General features: G+C 58.5%; 14 protein-coding genes. 12 read left to right on the forward strand and 2 right to left on the reverse strand.

The features are described 5' to 3' along the window. Positions 1 to 96: 96 nt before the first annotated feature. On the forward strand, positions 97 to 987 hold the full coding sequence (locus VMH34_01445) for a formylglycine-generating enzyme family protein (GenBank protein HTT07446.1): 891 nt from the start codon (positions 97 to 99) through the stop codon (positions 985 to 987). A 49-nt stretch (positions 988 to 1,036) separates the two neighbouring features. On the opposite strand, the gene sucD is transcribed toward VMH34_01445, so the two are convergent. Together sucD and sucC are read right to left on the reverse strand one after the other, a co-directional pair. After that, positions 1,037 to 1,912, reverse strand: coding sequence for a succinate--CoA ligase subunit alpha (sucD, locus tag VMH34_01450; GenBank protein ID HTT07447.1), 876 nt, complete (start codon positions 1,910 to 1,912; stop codon positions 1,037 to 1,039). Further along, positions 1,909 to 3,081, reverse strand: coding sequence for an ADP-forming succinate--CoA ligase subunit beta (gene sucC / locus VMH34_01455; GenBank protein HTT07448.1), 1,173 nt, complete (start codon positions 3,079 to 3,081; stop codon positions 1,909 to 1,911). The genes sucD and sucC overlap by 4 nt, the downstream gene beginning before the upstream one ends. 110 nt (positions 3,082 to 3,191) lie before the next feature. On the opposite strand from sucC, the gene VMH34_01460 reads away from it, so the two are divergent. From VMH34_01460 to VMH34_01510, 11 genes are all read left to right on the forward strand, one after another. Continuing rightward, on the forward strand, positions 3,192 to 3,431 hold the full coding sequence (locus VMH34_01460; protein ID HTT07449.1) for a PP0621 family protein: 240 nt from the start codon (positions 3,192 to 3,194) through the stop codon (positions 3,429 to 3,431). Then, complete coding sequence (locus VMH34_01465) at positions 3,428 to 5,026, forward strand: ATP-binding protein (GenBank protein ID HTT07450.1); 1,599 nt, start codon at positions 3,428 to 3,430, stop codon at positions 5,024 to 5,026. The genes VMH34_01460 and VMH34_01465 overlap by 4 nt, the downstream gene beginning before the upstream one ends. A 13-nt stretch (positions 5,027 to 5,039) precedes the next feature. Next, positions 5,040 to 6,356, forward strand: a complete 1,317-nt coding sequence (locus VMH34_01470; protein HTT07451.1) for a sigma-54 dependent transcriptional regulator — start codon at positions 5,040 to 5,042, stop codon at positions 6,354 to 6,356. A 327-nt stretch (positions 6,357 to 6,683) separates the two neighbouring features. Continuing rightward, complete coding sequence (locus tag VMH34_01475; protein ID HTT07452.1) at positions 6,684 to 7,106, forward strand: pilin; 423 nt, start codon at positions 6,684 to 6,686, stop codon at positions 7,104 to 7,106. Positions 7,107 to 7,160: 54 nt separating this feature from the next. After that, positions 7,161 to 9,098 carry a hypothetical protein gene (locus VMH34_01480; protein HTT07453.1) on the forward strand — a complete coding sequence of 646 codons (1,938 nt, stop codon included), beginning with the start codon at positions 7,161 to 7,163 and terminating at the stop codon, positions 9,096 to 9,098. A 122-nt stretch (positions 9,099 to 9,220) separates the two neighbouring features. Then, positions 9,221 to 11,044 (forward strand): hypothetical protein, encoded by a 1,824-nt coding sequence (locus VMH34_01485; GenBank protein HTT07454.1) that lies wholly within the window; start codon positions 9,221 to 9,223, stop codon positions 11,042 to 11,044. Between the two features lie 129 nt (positions 11,045 to 11,173). After that, positions 11,174 to 12,067, forward strand: a complete 894-nt coding sequence (locus VMH34_01490; protein HTT07455.1) for a glycosyltransferase family 2 protein — start codon at positions 11,174 to 11,176, stop codon at positions 12,065 to 12,067. After that, on the forward strand, positions 12,064 to 13,128 hold the full coding sequence (locus VMH34_01495; GenBank protein HTT07456.1) for a DUF354 domain-containing protein: 1,065 nt from the start codon (positions 12,064 to 12,066) through the stop codon (positions 13,126 to 13,128). The genes VMH34_01490 and VMH34_01495 overlap by 4 nt, the downstream gene beginning before the upstream one ends. A gap of 1 nt (position 13,129) precedes the next feature. Next, entirely contained in the window at positions 13,130 to 15,004 is a 1,875-nt protein-coding gene (gene asnB, locus VMH34_01500) for an asparagine synthase (glutamine-hydrolyzing) (GenBank protein ID HTT07457.1), read from the forward strand. Positions 15,005 to 15,117: 113 nt separating this feature from the next. After that, positions 15,118 to 16,323: a hypothetical protein gene (locus tag VMH34_01505; protein ID HTT07458.1), complete on the forward strand. Its 1,206-nt coding sequence runs from the start codon at positions 15,118 to 15,120 to the stop codon at positions 16,321 to 16,323. Further along, the gene (locus tag VMH34_01510) at positions 16,320 to 17,102 is read left to right on the forward strand and encodes a class I SAM-dependent methyltransferase (protein HTT07459.1); all 783 of its coding nucleotides are present in this window, start codon (positions 16,320 to 16,322) and stop codon (positions 17,100 to 17,102) included. The genes VMH34_01505 and VMH34_01510 overlap by 4 nt, the downstream gene beginning before the upstream one ends. The last annotated feature ends 32 nt before the right edge of the window (positions 17,103 to 17,134 follow it).

The following is a 17,134-nucleotide window of genomic DNA, read 5'->3' on the forward strand; positions in this document are numbered from 1 at the left end:
AAATACAGTCAAGCCAATGCGCGGTCATGATGGCCGGAGGGAATGGCTGTTTCCCGGCGTATTCGTCAATTTACCCCCATGCCCCCCAATCGCTTGATGACAGATATTTTCCGGGCGTTGATTGCTGGCGCATGCCTGGCGTCATTCATGGCGTCGGTAACGGCCCTGCAGGCGCGAGAGTTGTCGATGGAGGTGAAAAAAAAGATGGAGCCCGGCGTGGAGGCCGGACCGCAAACCCGCGGAAAGCGAAGACTGAAATCCGTGGTCGTCTCCAGCAGCGGTGCCGACGTCGAAATGGTGGATATCCCGGGTGGCAGTTTCCAGATGGGATGTTCGCCCGGCGACAACGATTGCAGAAGCAATGAACGACCGCGGCACATGGTCGCGATCAAACCGTTCAGGATGAGCAAATATCCGGTCACTTTCTCGCAATGGGATGCGTGCGTGATATCCCGCGGCTGCGGCCTCTATACACCGTCCGACGCCGGATGGGGCCGTGATAATCGTCCGGTGATCAACGTGTCGTGGGATGACGCGCAACTGTTCATTGATTGGATGAATCGCGAGACCGGCAGACATTACCGGCTGCCGTCGGAGGCCGAGTGGGAGTACGCCGCGCGCGGCGGCGCGACCACCCGTTATTACTGGGGCAACGGCATCGGTTCGAACCGCGCCAACTGCGATCACTGCGGCAGCCGATGGGATAACAAGCGGACAGCGCCCGTTGATAGTTTCAGGCCCAATGCCTTTGGCCTGTTCGGCATGCTGGGCAATATCAAGCAGTGGACCGAGGACTGCTGGAACGACAATTACAAGGATGCGTCAGGCGATGGCTCGGCGCGCGCATCGGGAGATTGTGGAAGGCGCGTGGCGCGCAGCGGCCCCTGGAGTCTGCCGCCGGACTATCTGCGGGTTTCTTTCCGCAGTGGAGTGCTTACCGTCTTCCGCACGTTTACTTTGGGATTCCGCCTCGCCGAGGATCGATGATACTCCATACACGGGAATGGCGTGTCCGCATTACAGTTAATGAAGGCGTTCAGCGTTTCAGGCGCTTCGTGATGGTGGCGCCGAGTTCGGCGGGGGAGCGGACGGTGGCGACGCCGGACTTTTCCAATGCTGCGTACTTGCCGGCGGCGGTGCCCTTCCCGCCGGAGATGATGGCGCCGGCATGACCCATGCGCTTGCCGGGCGGCGCAGTGACGCCGGCGATGTAGGCCACCACCGGCTTGCGCACATGGGCGGCGATGAACGCCGCCGCCTCTTCCTCGGCGCTGCCGCCGATCTCGCCCACCATGATGATGCCCTCCGTCTGCGGGTCATTTTCAAACAGGGCCAGGCAGTCGACGAAGTTTGTACCGTTGATGGGATCGCCACCGATGCCCACACAGGTGCTTTGACCGAGCCCGGCCTTGCTGGTCTGGGCAACCGCTTCGTAGGTCAACGTGCCGGAGCGGGAGACGATGCCGATGCAACCCGGTTTGTGGATGTGCCCCGGCATGATGCCCATCTTGCAGGCGCCGGGCGTGATCACGCCGGGACAGTTGGGGCCGACCAGCCGCGATTCCGGATAACGCGCGAGCGCGGTCCAGACCCTGACCATGTCGAGCACGGGGATGCCCTCGGTGATGCAGGCGATGACGCCGATGCCGGCGTCGGCGGCCTCGATGATCGCCTCTGCGGCATAGGCCGGGGGCACGAAGATCATGCTGCCGTTGGCGCCGGTCGCCGCAACCGCGTCGTGCACGGTGTTGAACACCGGACGATCCAGATGTCGACTGCCGCCGCGGCCGGGCGTGACGCCCCCGACCAGATTGGTGCCGTACTCGATGGCCTGCTGGGAATGAAACGTGCCCTGCTGGCCGGTGAAGCCCTGGCACAGCACGCGCGTGTTCTTGTCAATCAGGATGCTCATGGGCGGGTTTCCTTGGCCGCAGCGACCACCTTGCGCGCCGCGTCATCCAGATCGGTGGCGGTGATGATGGCATAACCGCTTTTGGCCAGCAGGTCATAACCCGCCTCGACATTGGTACCCTCCAGCCGCGCCACCACCGGTACCTTCACGCCGACCTCCTTGATGGCGCACAGGATACCCTCGGCGATTAGATCACAGCGCACGATGCCGCCGAATATATTGACCAGGATGGCGCGCACCTTGTCGTCACCGACGATGAGCTTGAAGGCCTCGGCCACCTTCTCCGGAGTCGTGCCGCCGCCGACGTCGAGAAAGTTGGCCGGCGCGCCGCCGTACAACTGAATGATGTCCATGGTCGCCATTGCCAGACCCGCGCCGTTGACCATGCAGGCGATATTACCGCTCAAGGTGATGTAGTTGAGATCGAAACGGCGGGCATGATTTTCCTTGGGGTCTTCCTGGCTTTGATCGCGCCATTGCTCCAGCACTGGCTGGCGGTAGAGGGCGTTGTCATCGATGTTGATCTTGCCGTCCAACGCCTGCAGGTCGCCCTCCTTGGTCACCACCAACGGATTAATCTCGACCAGGCTGGCATCTTTTTGCAGGAATAGTTTGTAGAGCGCGTGCAACAAGGCCGTCAATTGTTTGCCCTGCTTGTCATCAAGGCCGAGCGCCGCCGCCACGCGCCGGCATTGGTATCCCGCCAGTCCGATGGTGGGGTCGATGGAAAGCGAGAATATTTTTCCGGGGCTTTTGGCGGCGACCTCCTCGATGTCCATGCCACCGGCGGGCGAAGCCACGACGGCGACGCGCTTGGCGGCGCGATCGACCAGCATGGCGAGATACAATTCGCGGGCAATCTCGGTGGTGGCCTCGATGAGCACACAGTGCACCGGCTGCCCCTTGGGCCCGGATTGCTTGGTGACGAGGCGCGTACCGATGAGATTATGGACGATGGATTCCAGTTGCTCGCGGCTGCCGGCGATGCGAACGCCGCCCGCCTTGCCGCGGCCGCCGGCGTGCACCTGGGCCTTGACGACCCAGCCGTGGCCCTTGACCGCGGAGGCCACGGTGAGCGCCTCGTGGATGCTGTACGCCGGCCGTCCGGCGGGGACGGGTATGCCGTAATCCGCGAACAACTGCTTGGCTTGGTATTCGTGCAGGTGCATTCTGGCTCCCCGACCGCCGCGATTTTTATTTCCCAGCGTAAACCAGCACTGGCGTTAACGCCAGACTGCGGCCCATAATCATCATAGCTGGTTTGGAGCAATTTGCCCTCATGGTGCGTTTATATCTGCTTTTTTTGATGGTCGCCCTGCTTTATGCCGTGTTGCGGCTGGTCCTCCCCGCGCGGCGTCCACCTGCGGCGGCGCCTCCGTCCACGGCGGCCACGTCAAAATTGGTCAGTTGCGCCCATTGCGGGTTGCGCGTTCCGGAAGGGGAGGCGGTGCAACGCGGGGGGCAATATTATTGCGATCCATCGCATGCGCCGGACGGCCGCGGAGAATCATCGGCATGACCGTGGCCACTGTTTTTGGGAACAGGGCGGCGATCAACTGGCGGGCGCTGCGGTTTTTTAATTTCTACCGCCTGATCATCTCGGGTCTGTTCGTGGTTCTGGTGCTGACCAAAAATCTGCCCCCGCCCCTGGGCGCGGACAACCTTCATGTATTTCGACTGCTGGCCTATGCGTATTTGCTGACGGCCATCGCCCTGCAGGTGCTTTTGGAGCGGCGGCTGGTGACCGAGGCGTTGCAGGTTCTGGCCGAAGTGCTGGCTGATGTGCTCTTTATCACCGGCATGATGTACGCCAGCGGTGGCGTCGCCAGCGGCTTTGGCATGCTGCTGGTTACCACCATAGCCGGCGGCAGCCTGCTATCACCCGGACGCATGGCTTTTTTTTATGCCGCCTGCGCCGCGCTGGCCGTTCTGGGCGAGGAAATCTATGCCTATACGGTGGATCTTCGGGATATCAATTACACGCAGGCCGGCTTTCTGGGCGGCAGTTATTTTGTCACCGCGCTCATGGCCTACCTGCTGGCGCGCCGCATACGAGAGAGCGAGGCGCTGGCCGAGCAGCGCGGGCAGGACCTCGCCAACCTGGCGCGTTTGAACGAACACATCGTTCAACGCATGCAATCCGGGGTGCTGGTGCTGGACGTCAATGGTGGGGTACGGTTGAGCAACGACGCCGCCCGCCGGCTTCTCGGCCTGGAAAAGCATCCCGGCGATTGGACATTGAACGAATTGCCGTTCGAGTTGGTCTCGCGTTACCGACACTGGTGCGCCAATGGTGCAGTTGATGTCACGCCCTTGCGGGTGGAGACGAGCGGCATGGAGGTGATGTCCTCTTTTCTGGCCCTGGAGCAGGGCGGCGCGCTGGTATTTCTCGAGGATGCCGCGATGACGCGGCAGCGGGCGCAACAATTGAAGCTGGCCTCGCTGGGCCGGCTTACCGCAAGCATCGCGCATGAGATCCGCAATCCGCTGGGCGCGATCAGCCATGCCGCCCAGCTGTTGTCCGAACCGGAGGCCGCCGATGCGGAAAACCGTCAGCTGACCCGGATTATTCATGAACATTCACAGCGTGTGAACACCATCATTGAAAATGTGATGAGTCTGAGTCGTCGCGATACCACCGCGCCGGAACGGCTGCTGCTGCGCGACTGGCTGGATAAGTTTGTCACCGAACTCAACCTGCGTTACCAGCTGCCCAATGGCGCCGTTGCCGTCTCGCTCATTCCAGGCGACATGGTCGTGCGCGTGGACCCGAGCCAGTTGCATCAGATATTGTGGAATCTTTGCGAGAACGCGCTGCGCTACAGTCACGAACGGCTGCCACGTTTGGAACTGCGCGGCCATCTGCACCCGCAGACCCGCCGTCCCTGCCTGGATGTCATCGATTACGGGCCGGGCGTACCTACTGCGGCGCGGGATCACATCTTCGAGCCATTTTTCACCACCGAACATACCGGCACGGGCCTTGGATTGTACCTGGCCGCCGAATTGTGCGAGGCCAATCAGGCGGGGCTCACCTTGCACGCGAACGGCCCACAGGGCTGCTGTTTCCGCATACAATTTGCCCCGGTAGATCGACTTCGGCAGCTGGCATGATTGACCGTAGCCCATGACACAAGCCCTGACCCTGGTGGTGGATGATGAACCGGCGATATGTGATTTGCTGGCGATTACGCTGCGCCGCATGGGGGTGGAAAGCGAAACGGTGGCGACGCTGGCAGATGCGCGCGAGCGATTGAATCACCGCGCCTATGATTTATGCCTTACCGACATGCGGCTTCCGGATGGCGACGGCCTGCAATTGGTGGCCCACATCCAGAACCGTTTTCCCAACACGCCGGTCGCCGTCATCACTGCCCACGGCAACATGGAATCCGCCATCCAGGCGCTGAAATCGGGTGCCTTTGATTTCGTCACAAAACCGGTTGATCTTGCCGTGCTCAAGCGCTTGGTCAGCACGGCGATCAAACTGTCCGAGCAAAGACAGGAAGGGCAGCGCGGTTCACAACTCATCGGCGAATCGACCGGCATGCGTGAACTGCGCGAACGGATTACCAAGCTGGCGCGTAGCCAGGCACCGATTTACATTAGTGGCGAATCAGGCACCGGCAAGGAACTGGTGGCGCGCATGATCCACGAACAGGGCGCGCGGAGCGCCCAATCTTTTGTCCCGGTCAACTGCGGCGCCATTCCGCCGGATCTGATGGAGAGCGAATTCTTCGGCCACAAAAAGGGCAGTTTTACCGGCGCAGTGGCGGACAAGCCGGGCTTATTTCAAGCGGCGCACGGCGGCACATTGTTTTTAGACGAGGTGGCTGATTTGCCGCTACCCATGCAAGTCAAGTTGCTGCGCGCCATACAGGAAAAGTCCGTGCGGCCGGTGGGCGCGCAGAGCGAAGTTGCAGTTGATACCCGCATCCTGAGCGCGACGCACAAGGACCTGGGGGCGTTGGTGCGCAGTGGCGGTTTCCGGCAGGATTTGTATTACCGGATCAATGTCATTGAACTGCACGTGCCGCCATTGCGCGAACGTTGCGAGGACATCCCATTGCTGGTGGACTTCATTCTGGGCCGTCTGGCGCAGTCCGCTGGCATAGCCAAACCGGAGATGGCCGCCGGGGCGCTGGCGACTCTGCAGGCCTATCCCTTTCCGGGCAATGTCCGCGAATTGGAAAACATCCTGGAGCGCGCGCTGACCTTGTGCGAGGGAAATGTCATCCGTGCGCAGGATATACATCTGCCGAAGACGACTGCCGAGGGCGTCAAGGAGCAACCCTTCGATTCCTATCTCGATGATGTGCAGAAAAAACACCTGCTGGAGGCATTGGAAGCGACTCACTGGAACAAAACGGCCGCCGCCCGGCGGCTGGGCATCAGTTATGGCGCTCTGCGATATCGCTTGCAGCGACTGGGTCTCGAGCAATAAAGATCTGCTGATTTTCAGCAAATACTGCTGCCAATCAACCGGTCGCACAGCATTATGAGTGGTGGGGTCTGGAGGTGCCGATGTGAAAAAAGACACTGGATTGTGACGTGGTGGGCATTTGATCTGTTTTGACCCGTGAAAAACATCACATTATAGTATGGAAGACAGGGATGGTACGTATAATGCCTAATTAAAGCCATCCAAGTTCATCTTGAATGCCGATTTTTGTATATTCCACCTGCGAGGATGAGTTCTTTTAGGGTGGGTGCAAAAGGCACATGAGGGACTAAGGATAAATTAACCGGTTAAGTCAACAGGAGAAACATCATGAAGAAATTGCAACAGGGCTTTACGCTGATCGAGTTGATGATCGTGGTCGCGATCATCGGCATTCTGGCGGCGGTGGCGATTCCCGCGTATCAGGATTACACCATCCGCGCGCGCGTCACGGAGGGCATCGGCATGGCGGCCGCTGCGAAGACGGCGGTGTCTGAATACCGCTTGAGCAGGACCGCGTTCCCCGCTGATAACAGCGCGGCAGGCGTCGCCAATACCATCTCGTCTAAGTTTGTGACCGGTCTGACCGTGACCAGCGGTGTCATTACGGTTACCTATGCCACTTTGGGTAACACCAACGCCGATGGCAAGACGATTACTTTCGCTCCCACCTTGTCAAATTCAACCGTACAGTGGATTTGCACAGGCGGCAATATGCCTGGAAAGTACCGGCCGGCGAATTGCCGTCCGTAATCGGGTAGTTTAATTTGTGAAAAACCCCGGCTTGATGCCGGGGTTTTTTTTGGTATGACCGACATGTCCCGACGTCGATCCCTGCTGATAGCGGCAGCATTTTATGTGCTGTTGGTTGTCGTATGGTTGGCTTACAGATCGGGGTTGGAAGGCGGACTCATCTTTGATGATTTGGTCAATCTGGCGCCGCTGACTGATCTCGACAGCGGCAAATTAACCTGGCTTGAAGTGGCCACACAGAATTTTTCAGGCCCGCTCGGCAGGCCACTGGCCATGTTGACGCTCGCATTTAACGTGCTGACCTCCGGGCCCGATATATGGACCTATAAACTCACGAATCTGGCCATACACCTTCTTTGCGGGTGCCTCATTTTCTGGCTTAGCGGGCGCTTGTTCCGTAATGTCCAGGAACTGGCCGCCTACCGCTGGTCTTGGGCGCTCTGGGTTGCCGGCTTGTGGCTGTGCTCACCTTTGTTCGTGAGTACCGTGCTTTATATCGTGCAACGGATGGCGCAACTGGCCGCTTTGTTCACCTTTGCTGGATTGCTGCTCTATGTCATGGGTCGCCAGAATATCGACGGTAGATTTTACCGTGGCGCGGCTTTGATTTTCTCCGCCTTTATCATTTGTTGGCCGGCCGCGACATTCAGCAAGGAGACTGGCGCACTGTTCCCGGCACTTGCGTGGATCGTGGAGCTTTTCGTATTCCGCTTCCAGGGATCGCAGCGCGTGCGCCGATTGTTGTGGATATTGTACCTTGTCACACTGGGCCTGCCGGCGGCAGGAGTGCTTGTCGCTGTTCTATCGCGGCCCGACTTGGTGCTGGCGGGATATCAATTCCGGGATTTTACTGTTGCTGAACGCATCTACACCGAGGCGCGCATACTGTTCGATTATCTGCACCAACTGCTTCTGCCGCAGGGGAGCGCGATGGGGCTGTACCATGATGATTTCCCCCGTTCAACGGGTTTGTTGTCGCCTCCAATCACGCTAGTGGCATTGATGTCATGGGTTGGATTTCTACTGGCGGGATGGCTCGGTCGCAATACACGCGCGCGATTATTTGGTTTTGCCGTGTTTTTTTTCCTGGGGGCGCAATTGCTGGAATCCACGGTATATCCGCTGGAACTTTATTTTGAACATCGCAATTACGTGGCGGGATACGGCATATACGTGGGGTTGGCCGCCCTCGCCGCAACGGTTTTTCAATTCAAGCATGACGCCCCGGCTGTCTTGAAAGTATTTTTGGCCACGGTACCGCTCATGTTTGCGCTGGCTACGAGTCAGCGCGTACTGGCGTGGCAATCCCCCGCCCAGACCCTGCTGATTACAGAAGCGCATCATTCCCATTCGCCACGGGTCAACATGGATCTTGCATTATGGTTTGCGGGTGTTGGTGATATTGCCAACGCAGAGGAACGCCTTCGGCGTGTCGAAGAGCTTAAGCCGAACAATTCTGGAGTGGCGCTCGTGCGACTGCTGGCGCATTGTTCCACTCACTGGCCGGTGCCCGCCGAGGACTATGCAAAACTCCAGACCATCGTAGACATGGCGCCTGACGGCGTTACCGCCACATCCCTGCAGTGGCTGGCGAAGAAACTGCGCTCAAATCAATGCGACGAAGTGGATCGGAAACATCTCACCGACGCAGCTACCCGTTGGTGGTTGCACACCCGGAAGCTCCCCAATGAAAATATCCTGTGGAATCTGCATCTCGCCATGGCTGACCTGTATCGGCAGGAACATCGTTATTATGCGGCCTTGGCCCATCTCTATGCCGCCCTCGAGATCTACCCGGATGTGCTCGATCCGGAGCTAATCGCGGCCGATATTTCGATTGAGCTGGGTGACTTGAGGCGGACCCAGGGGATAGTCAACGACCTCAAAAGGCGGGACAAACATCGAAAGCGATACCAGACTTTCCTCATCACCGCTTTCCAGTACTATTTGGATTCTAAACTGCGGCCTCCTTCCCCACGCGCACCAAAATGACAGCCAAGCCGGCCCGCAATATCCGGGAGAAGATTCACTCGTGGCGAAAGGGTGAAACATGGTTGTTCGGTACAGGCTGTTTCGCGCTCCTGGCCCTGTGTGTGCGGCTGTACTGGCCTGGAATGAGCGGCCCATTAATCTTCGATGACTATCCACAGATTTCCCCGTTGCTTGGTCTGGATTCGAGCCCACAATTCGACTGGCGCGGCTATGTACTAAGCAACAGCGGCCTGCTGGGTCGCCCGGTCGCCATGGCCAGTTTTCTGATGAATGCGCTGAGCAGCGGGCCGGATATCTTTGCGTGGAAATACTCCAATGTCATGCTTCATGTACTGATCGGCATGATATTGATTTGGCTGTCCGCATGCCTGCTATCGACGCGACGGGAGGCCGCCGGCACCTCGCGGGACTGGCTGCCGGCGCTGGCTGTCGGTGGGTTCTGGTTGTTGCATCCTCTGCACGTCAGTACGGTTCTATACGTCGTTCAACGCATGGCACAGCTTTCGGCCCTGTTCTGCTTCGCCGGCATGTTGTGTTACTGGCAGGGACGGCAGCTGCAGATAGAGAATCGTAAGGGCGGCCATCTGATGGTGATGCTCACCTATCTTGTATTCATGCCGCTTGCCGCATTCAGCAAAGAGAATGGCGCGTTGTTGCCCGTTTACACCCTGCTCATGGAAGTCTATTTTCTGAAGTTCAAGGGTGATCGCCCGACACGACGCACGGTCACCGGCTCGTTCATCCTGTTTCTTCTGGTTCCAGGTTTCGTGGGCATGTTTGTATTGTTGTCCGAATACCACTATTCGCTGAAAGCGGCGTATGCGCTCCGGGACTTCAACCTCCCGCAACGGTTGCTGACCGAACAGCGGATATTGTTGCTGTATATGTCGCAAATACTGGCTCCAGCGCTGGCAAAATACGGGTTGTTTCACGACGATATTCCAATTTCGACGGATTGGCTGACACCGCCGTCGACACTGGTCGCGGGGATGGTTCTGCTGTTGCTGGCATGGATTGCATGGAAAATCCGGGACCGAAGGCCTGTCGTTGGGTTCGGCATTGCGTTTTTTTTCGCCGGGCACTTGATGGAATCGACGGTTTTGCCCCTGGAACTGGTCTTCGAGCATCGCAATTATCTGCCCTCCTATGGCCTTTTGCTGGCAGCTTGTGATCTGATACGGGCACTGAACTGGCCGGTGGCCGTCAATACAACCTTGGCACTCGTCGTCGGTGCGTTGTTAAGTCTTGTTCTGGGACTGCATGTCGATAAATGGTCCAGTTACCCGGCGATGCTGGCGTATTTCACCCAGACCCATCCCCAGTCACCGCGCGTACGCGCCAGCGTGGCGGAATATCTCACGGGGCAGCGTCGTTATCAGGATGCGCTGCGACTGCTTGAGGGCGAACAGATACAGGGTGCGTTGTTTCAAAGGCTTTACATACGTTGCCGCAGCGATCACCGTCTGCCGGAAGGGGCGCTGGAACAGGCGACGAACTCACTCAGCCATGCTTTGGACAACTATGCCATGAGCGGTCTGATCGAAGTGGGCCGTCAAGGTCTGGATGATGGTTGTCAGTTCGATCATGACGGTTTCCTCGAACTCATGAAGCGGGCCGACAAACTGGGCGTGCCCGCCGGCGCCACTCGTTATAAGCTTCTTATCTATCAGGCACACTATCAGTGGAGTCTTCGCAGGTTTGAAGATGCCATGGCAACTCTGCTTGGAGCATATAATATTCTTCCGGATGATCCCGTGCCTCTATTCCTGATGACTGAATGGCTGATCAGCTTGAAACGAGTCAAAGAAGCGCACATGTATTACGATAAGGCCGTGCGCGTGTCGAAGGCTTCGCACAAGGACTACAGCGCATTCGTTAAAAATGTCGGTCTCATGTTCGACGCGCCGGAGAAGGCGGCACACTGGCAACAGGGCGATTTGTCTTGATAAACGATGGCTCACAAATCAAAACCAGTCGCTGGATTGTGGCAGTGATCGCGATGGGAGTGACACTCTTCCGATCGTCCGCATCGCACGTGGCGGTGCTTCTGGCCGCTTGCTAGGTTGAGCGCATTTATGAGACCACCATCATCATCCACGGACGTGTCCATGGCGGGAATCAGCATCGTACTGCCCGCCCACAATGAGGCGTCGGCCATGGCGACCCTGATCCCATCGTTACGGACGCTGTATCCGGAGGCGGAACTCATTGTCATCGACGACGGGTCCGATGACGGTACCGGTGGAACTGCGCAGAAATCAGGCGCCAGGGTGATTTTGCATCCCTACGGGATGGGCAACGGAGCGGCGATCAAGTCTGGCGCCCGCGCCGCGAGCCGGCAAGTCATGGTATTCATGGACGCAGATGGCCAACACGCCCCGGCCGATATCGAACGCCTGATCGGCAAATTGAACGAAGGCTATGACATGGTGGTTGGCGCGCGGGGTGGGGCCTCGCAGGCCAGTATGGGACGCTGGCTGGCGAATGCCTTCTACAATCGCTTCGCAAGCTGGATGGTGGGGCACCATGTCGCGGATCTGACTTCCGGTTTTCGTGCCGCCCGTGCAGATAAGTTTCGCGAGTTCCTGCATCTGCTCCCCAACGGCTTTTCTTATCCGGCCACGTCGACCATGGCATTTTTCCGTTCCGGATACACGGTGGGCTATGTTCCCATTGTTGCGGGGAAACGCGTGGGCAAGAGCCACATCAGGCCATTGCGGGATGGCATCCGCTTTCTGCTGATCATGTTCCGTATCTGCACCCTGTACGCGCCGTTGAAACTGTTCCTGCCCATCAGCGCTTCAGTGTTTGTCACCGGCCTCGGATATTACCTCTACACCTATTTCACCAGCGGGCGGTTTACCAACATGAGCGCATTGTTGTTCATCTCCTCACTGCTGATCTTTCTCATCGGCCTCGTGTCCGAACAAATCACCATGCTGTTGTATCAGAAAAGTAATCAGCGATGAGAGTGCTGATCGACGTCAACCATCCCGCCCACGTCCACTTTTTCCGTCATCCCCTGCGGACGCTGCGAGAGCGCGGACATGACGTGCTGGTGACCAGCCGCGACAAGGAAATGGCGCTGGATCTGCTGCGTGATCTCGGTATACGAAATATCACCCTGTCTTCCCAAGGCGGTGGAGGTCTGCTGATGCTCGCGCGCGAACTGGTGATCCGGGACGTACGGCTGTACCGCGTCGTCAAAGAATTCCACCCCGAAGTCATGGCGGCGATCGGAGGCACCTTTATCGCCCACGTGGGCGCATTGACGCACGTGCCATCGCTGGTGTTCTACGACACTGAAAACGCCACACTGCAGAATGCGATTACCTATCCGCTGGCCTCCTGCGTGTTTGCGCCGCGGTGCTATGAGGCTTGGTTGCCGGAACGGAGGCATGTACGTTACGACGGCTATCATGAGCTGTCTTATCTGCACCCCCGTTATTTTTCACCGGACCGGCGCATCGCCGAAGAAAACGGTCTGGCCGGGAACGGCAACACGTTTTTTCTGCGTCTGGTGTCATGGCGGGCAAATCACGATATCGCCGAACAAGGCTGGACGACGGAATTGCTGCGTCGTGTGATCCGAAAATTATCAGCGCTGGGCCGTGTGTTGATCTCATCAGAGGCGGCATTGCCCCCCGATTTGCAGGAATTCCGTTATGCCGGCAGCCCGGCGCAGGTGCATCACGTTCTGGCATTCTGCCGCGCTTTTGTGGGAGAGAGCGCGACCATGGCATCGGAGTGCGCCGTGCTCGGGGTGCCGGCGATCTATGCCGCGCATACGGGCCGCGGCTACACCAACGAACAGGAGCGGCGTTATGGTCTGGTGATCAACGTGCGGTCGTTGGGCTGGTCCGTTCTGGAATCGGCGATGGATCGAATATTGTCACTGCCGCCCGAACAAGGTCAGCATGCCAGAGCCCGGCTGCTGGCCGAGACCATTGACGTGGCGGCCTTCGTTGTCGAATGCCTGGAAACATTTCCGGAACCCCTGCGTCGTTATCAACGTTCGCAGACTGCTTGAAATGTGCGGCATCGCCGGTTGGTTCAGTCCCGCCCCGATCACTTCCGGGGAGGCGCTGCCGCAATTGCAAAACATGATCACCGCCATCGCCCACCGCGGACCGGATGGGCAGGGTTATGTTTGCACAGGTCACGCCGCGTTGGGCCACGCGCGGCTGGCGATCATTGATTTGGAGGGCGGGCAGCAACCCCTCAAGGATCAAACACGCGATGTAACCATTGTGTTCAACGGTGAAATATACAACTACCCGCTGCTGCGGCGGAATTTGCAGGCACGGGGTCATGTCTTTGCCACGCATTCGGATACTGAAGTGATCCTGAAACTTTATTTGCAGGAGGGCGTGCGTGGATTTGACAACCTGCGAGGCATGTATGCCTTCGCATTGTGGGATGGGGAACGGCAACGCGCATTTTTGGCGCGCGACCCGCAGGGAATCAAGCCGCTGTTTTACCGTTTCGACCATGGTCGCTTGAGTTTCGCCTCTGAAGCCAAGGCCATACTGGCCGGCGGACATGCCGGCGCGGAACTGGAGGAAGGAGCCCTGCACTTGCTGATGAATTTTCGCTACCTGCCGGGTACACGGACACTCTTTCGGAGCATCGAACAGCTTCCCCCCGGGGAAATATTGCAATGGGATGCCGCCGGACGGGTACAGCGTTCCGTGATCATACCTCCCGCTGCCGCTCCGTCAGCGGACATCCTCGCAGCGCTGGAAGAATCCGTTACAGTGCATCTGACGGCGGACGTGGAGGTGGCGGCATATCTTTCCGGCGGGATGGATTCCGCAGCCGTGGCAGCGCTGGCTGCGAAAAAAAAACCGGCGTTGCGCACATTCACCTTGCGGGTGGGTGATGACCCGCGCGAAGCGGATCATGCCGCCGAGACGGCGGCATTGCTGGGCATAAAAAACCAGGTGATGGACTGCCACGCGGATATGCATTCTCTGTTGCCGAAACTGATCTGGCATCTGGAGGCGCCCAAGGTGAACGCCGTGCAGGTGGCCCTTCTGGCAGGGCACACCGTTCGGCACGTGAAGGTGGCGCTTTCCGGCCTGGGCGGCGATGAGTTGTTCCTGGGCTACAATCTGCATAGATGGCTGGCACAGGCTCACACCTTGAGCCGGATCTGCCCCGCATTTCTCAGCAGGTCGCTGGGCAATATGGGCGGCGATGTAATCCGTCGCCTCCAAGGAGCGCCCTGGAGCGAAGCGGAGCGCGGGATGGGGATACTGGGCGTGATTCCAGATTGGCCCCGAGCGTATGGTTTGATGCGCAACGTTTGGGATAGCCCGCTCCTGCGACGCCGGATATACGGGCCGCGCCTGCTCGATTCAACCCTGCCCGATGCGTTTGACGTCATCCGTGAACGCTGGCCAGGGCAGCGCGATCCGGTCATGGCAGCTGCGGACTACGAATGGCGTGAAAAAATGGTCAACGACCTCCTGTGGAACGAGGATCGCTGCAGTATGGCGGTGGGGCTGGAGGTGCGGGTACCCTTTGTCGACACTGTGCTGGCCTCCGCAGTCTCGCGTCTTGATCGCCGTGCCTTGATGAAGGGAGGCCGTCCTAAGGCCTGGTTGCGACGCCGCCTGCGTACACTGCTGCCGGCGCAGGTCATGCAGCGGCCCAAGAGCGGTTTTCAGGTCGACGCGCCGCGTTTTTTCCATAAATTTCTTAGAACCATGGCTCACGACATTCTTTCAGAAGAAGCGCTACGCCGTCATGGCCTTTTCAATCCGCGCTTCGTGCGCCAGGTGATGGCGCTGCCGCCGGTGTCGCGTTTCCGCTGGCACTATTTCATGCTTTTTCTCATGCTGGGCATGCATCTGTGGATGGAACGATTCGTGACTGCGAACGAACCGTCCTTGACCGTTTGATGTCAATTTACTCACAGTGCAAATCACGATGGCGAGAGATATGCAGCTGTGTGAAATTCGCCGGCCTGTTATTGCAACACCGGTTCTGAGCTGAAAATTCCGGAACCACACTCATGCCTGTTGTTTCGGTGGATTCGCAACACGAGGCGGTGGAGACAGATGCCGCGTCCGCATTGACCTCCACGCTGGCGTGGAGCCGGGCGCGCGATTACCACGGCCATACCAAGCACGATGCACTGGCCAGCCCGCTGCTTTGGGCATTGTGCAGGTGGGGCAAATGGCCGCGGCTGATCGCCATCCAGGCGGTGATGCGCAGCCCGGTCAACCTCCGATCGCTGCTGCAAGTGCCCAGGACCTGCAATCCCAAGGGACTGGCCCTGTTCGTTCACGCATACCTGGATCGACACGCCGTGAGCGGGACACATTCCGATCTGGATGAAGCGCAGCGGCTGTTGCAACGATTGATGACGATGAGTTCACCGGGTGCCTGGCATGGACTGGCCTGGGGCTATCCCTACCCATGGCAGGATTTGGGGTTCTTCGCACCCACGAACACCCCCAATGCCGTCGTCACGGCATTCGTCTGCGAGGCCTTCCTGCACGCCCATGCGACCACGGGCCGACGGGAATTTCTGGATACCGTGGCGCGGTCGATACCATTTTTTCTTGGGGATCTGCGCGTACTCAAGGACACGCCTGATGAACTCTGCCTATCCTACATGCCGGTGGACATGCGCATGCGGGTGATGGACGTGAGCATATTGATTGGTTCGGTGCTGTCCGGCTACGAGAAGCAGAGCGGTGATGACCGTCACCACGATACGGCCTGTCGGCTGGTGAATTACGTCGTACGCCGGCAGACAAAATATGCCGCCTGGTTTTACACCGATCCGCCGGCGGACTCCCCCATCCGCCATGACAATTACCATACGGGTTTCATCCTCGACGCCGTGTGGCGCCACATGCAGGCTACTGGCGATCGTAGTCACGAGGAGGCGTATCAAAGGGGCCTGCGTTACTATCATGATCATCTGTTCAACGCGGACGGTTCGCCCCGATGGATGAGTGATCGTGATTATCCCCATGATATCCACGGCGCGGCACAAGGTATCATCACCTTTGCCCGCCACATGGAGGCATATCCCGGTACGGCGGAGAGAATCATGGCATGGACGTTAAAGCGCATGTACCATCCGATTGGGCGGTTCTATTATCAGGAAATGCCCCGCTACCGGAAAAAATTCACATTGATGCGCTGGTGCAACGCGTGGATGGCACGGGCATTGGCGCACTATCTGCGCTGCAGGGTTGGGGTATGAAGGCCATAGAGCCATTGCAACCAAAAGCGCGGGCGACATTGACGAGCGAAATCCGCTCGTTCTGGTCCCGCAACGTCAATGCCGAAAGAATCATGGGCAGGGATGTTTCGCCCCATGCGCGCGGCTCGGAAGGCTATTTCCTGGATCTTCAGGAGCAGCGTTACCGTTCACACCGGCACTTGCTGCCATGGATTCGGGCCATGCGGCCGGGCAGGACGGTGCTTGAAATCGGTTGCGGCGTTGGACTGGATAGCCATGTTATGGCACGGCACGGTTTGCAGGTGACCTCGGTGGATTTGACATTCGTCGGGGTGCAGACCGCCAAGCATCGCTTCGAGCGTGAAAACATGGCGGCGGCCTTCGCGGTGACTGATGCCTGCAAGCTCGCCATTGCAAGTGAGATGTTTGACTATGTGTATTCCTTTGGTGTTTTGCATCACGCGGCCGATACCGAGCGCACGATCAAGGAGGTCTATCGCGCGCTCAAAAAAGGCGGTGAGGCACGCATCATGCTGTATCACCGGCGCTCGCTCAACGAACTGGTGCACCGCCTGCTGAGGGTGCCCTTTGAGGACAGGGACGAACTCTGTCCCGTGGTCCGGCGTTTCACAAGGCCGGAAATCCTGAAAATGTTCTCCGATTTCTCGCGTGTGGAGATAAGCGTCGAACATCTTTTTGGCGAGGGCTATGGCCTGCTGTTCCGGCTGACCCCGGGTTGGATCTACGGGTTGCTGTCGCGGTATTTCGGCTGGCACTTGATGATCGTGGCCATAAAATGAAACGAGCGGATATATGACTGCAACCTCAACCG

The sequence above is a fragment of the Gammaproteobacteria bacterium genome (assembly GCA_035501935.1).
Lineage (GTDB): Bacteria > Pseudomonadota > Gammaproteobacteria > JAJPIJ01 > JAJPIJ01 > JAJPIJ01.

Excerpts from the sequence above, each read along its gene's own strand:
- VMH34_01510 (HTT07459.1), top strand. The coding sequence starts at position 16,320 with ATGAAGGCCATAGAGCCATTGCAACCAAAAGCGCGGGCGACATTGACG.
- VMH34_01495 (HTT07456.1), top strand. The coding sequence starts at position 12,064 with ATGAGAGTGCTGATCGACGTCAACCATCCCGCCCACGTCCACTTTTTC.
- sucC (HTT07448.1), bottom strand. The coding sequence starts at position 3,081 with ATGCACCTGCACGAATACCAAGCCAAGCAGTTGTTCGCGGATTACGGC.
- VMH34_01475 (HTT07452.1), top strand. The coding sequence starts at position 6,684 with ATGAAGAAATTGCAACAGGGCTTTACGCTGATCGAGTTGATGATCGTG.
- sucD (HTT07447.1), bottom strand. The coding sequence starts at position 1,912 with ATGAGCATCCTGATTGACAAGAACACGCGCGTGCTGTGCCAGGGCTTC.
- VMH34_01460 (HTT07449.1), top strand. The coding sequence starts at position 3,192 with ATGGTGCGTTTATATCTGCTTTTTTTGATGGTCGCCCTGCTTTATGCC.
- VMH34_01490 (HTT07455.1), top strand. The coding sequence starts at position 11,174 with ATGAGACCACCATCATCATCCACGGACGTGTCCATGGCGGGAATCAGC.
- VMH34_01485 (HTT07454.1), top strand. The coding sequence starts at position 9,221 with ATGAGCGGCCCATTAATCTTCGATGACTATCCACAGATTTCCCCGTTG.
- VMH34_01480 (HTT07453.1), top strand. The coding sequence starts at position 7,161 with ATGACCGACATGTCCCGACGTCGATCCCTGCTGATAGCGGCAGCATTT.
- VMH34_01470 (HTT07451.1), top strand. The coding sequence starts at position 5,040 with ATGACACAAGCCCTGACCCTGGTGGTGGATGATGAACCGGCGATATGT.
- VMH34_01465 (HTT07450.1), top strand. The coding sequence starts at position 3,428 with ATGACCGTGGCCACTGTTTTTGGGAACAGGGCGGCGATCAACTGGCGG.
- VMH34_01445 (HTT07446.1), top strand. The coding sequence starts at position 97 with ATGACAGATATTTTCCGGGCGTTGATTGCTGGCGCATGCCTGGCGTCA.
- asnB (HTT07457.1), top strand. The coding sequence starts at position 13,130 with ATGTGCGGCATCGCCGGTTGGTTCAGTCCCGCCCCGATCACTTCCGGG.
- VMH34_01505 (HTT07458.1), top strand. The coding sequence starts at position 15,118 with ATGCCTGTTGTTTCGGTGGATTCGCAACACGAGGCGGTGGAGACAGAT.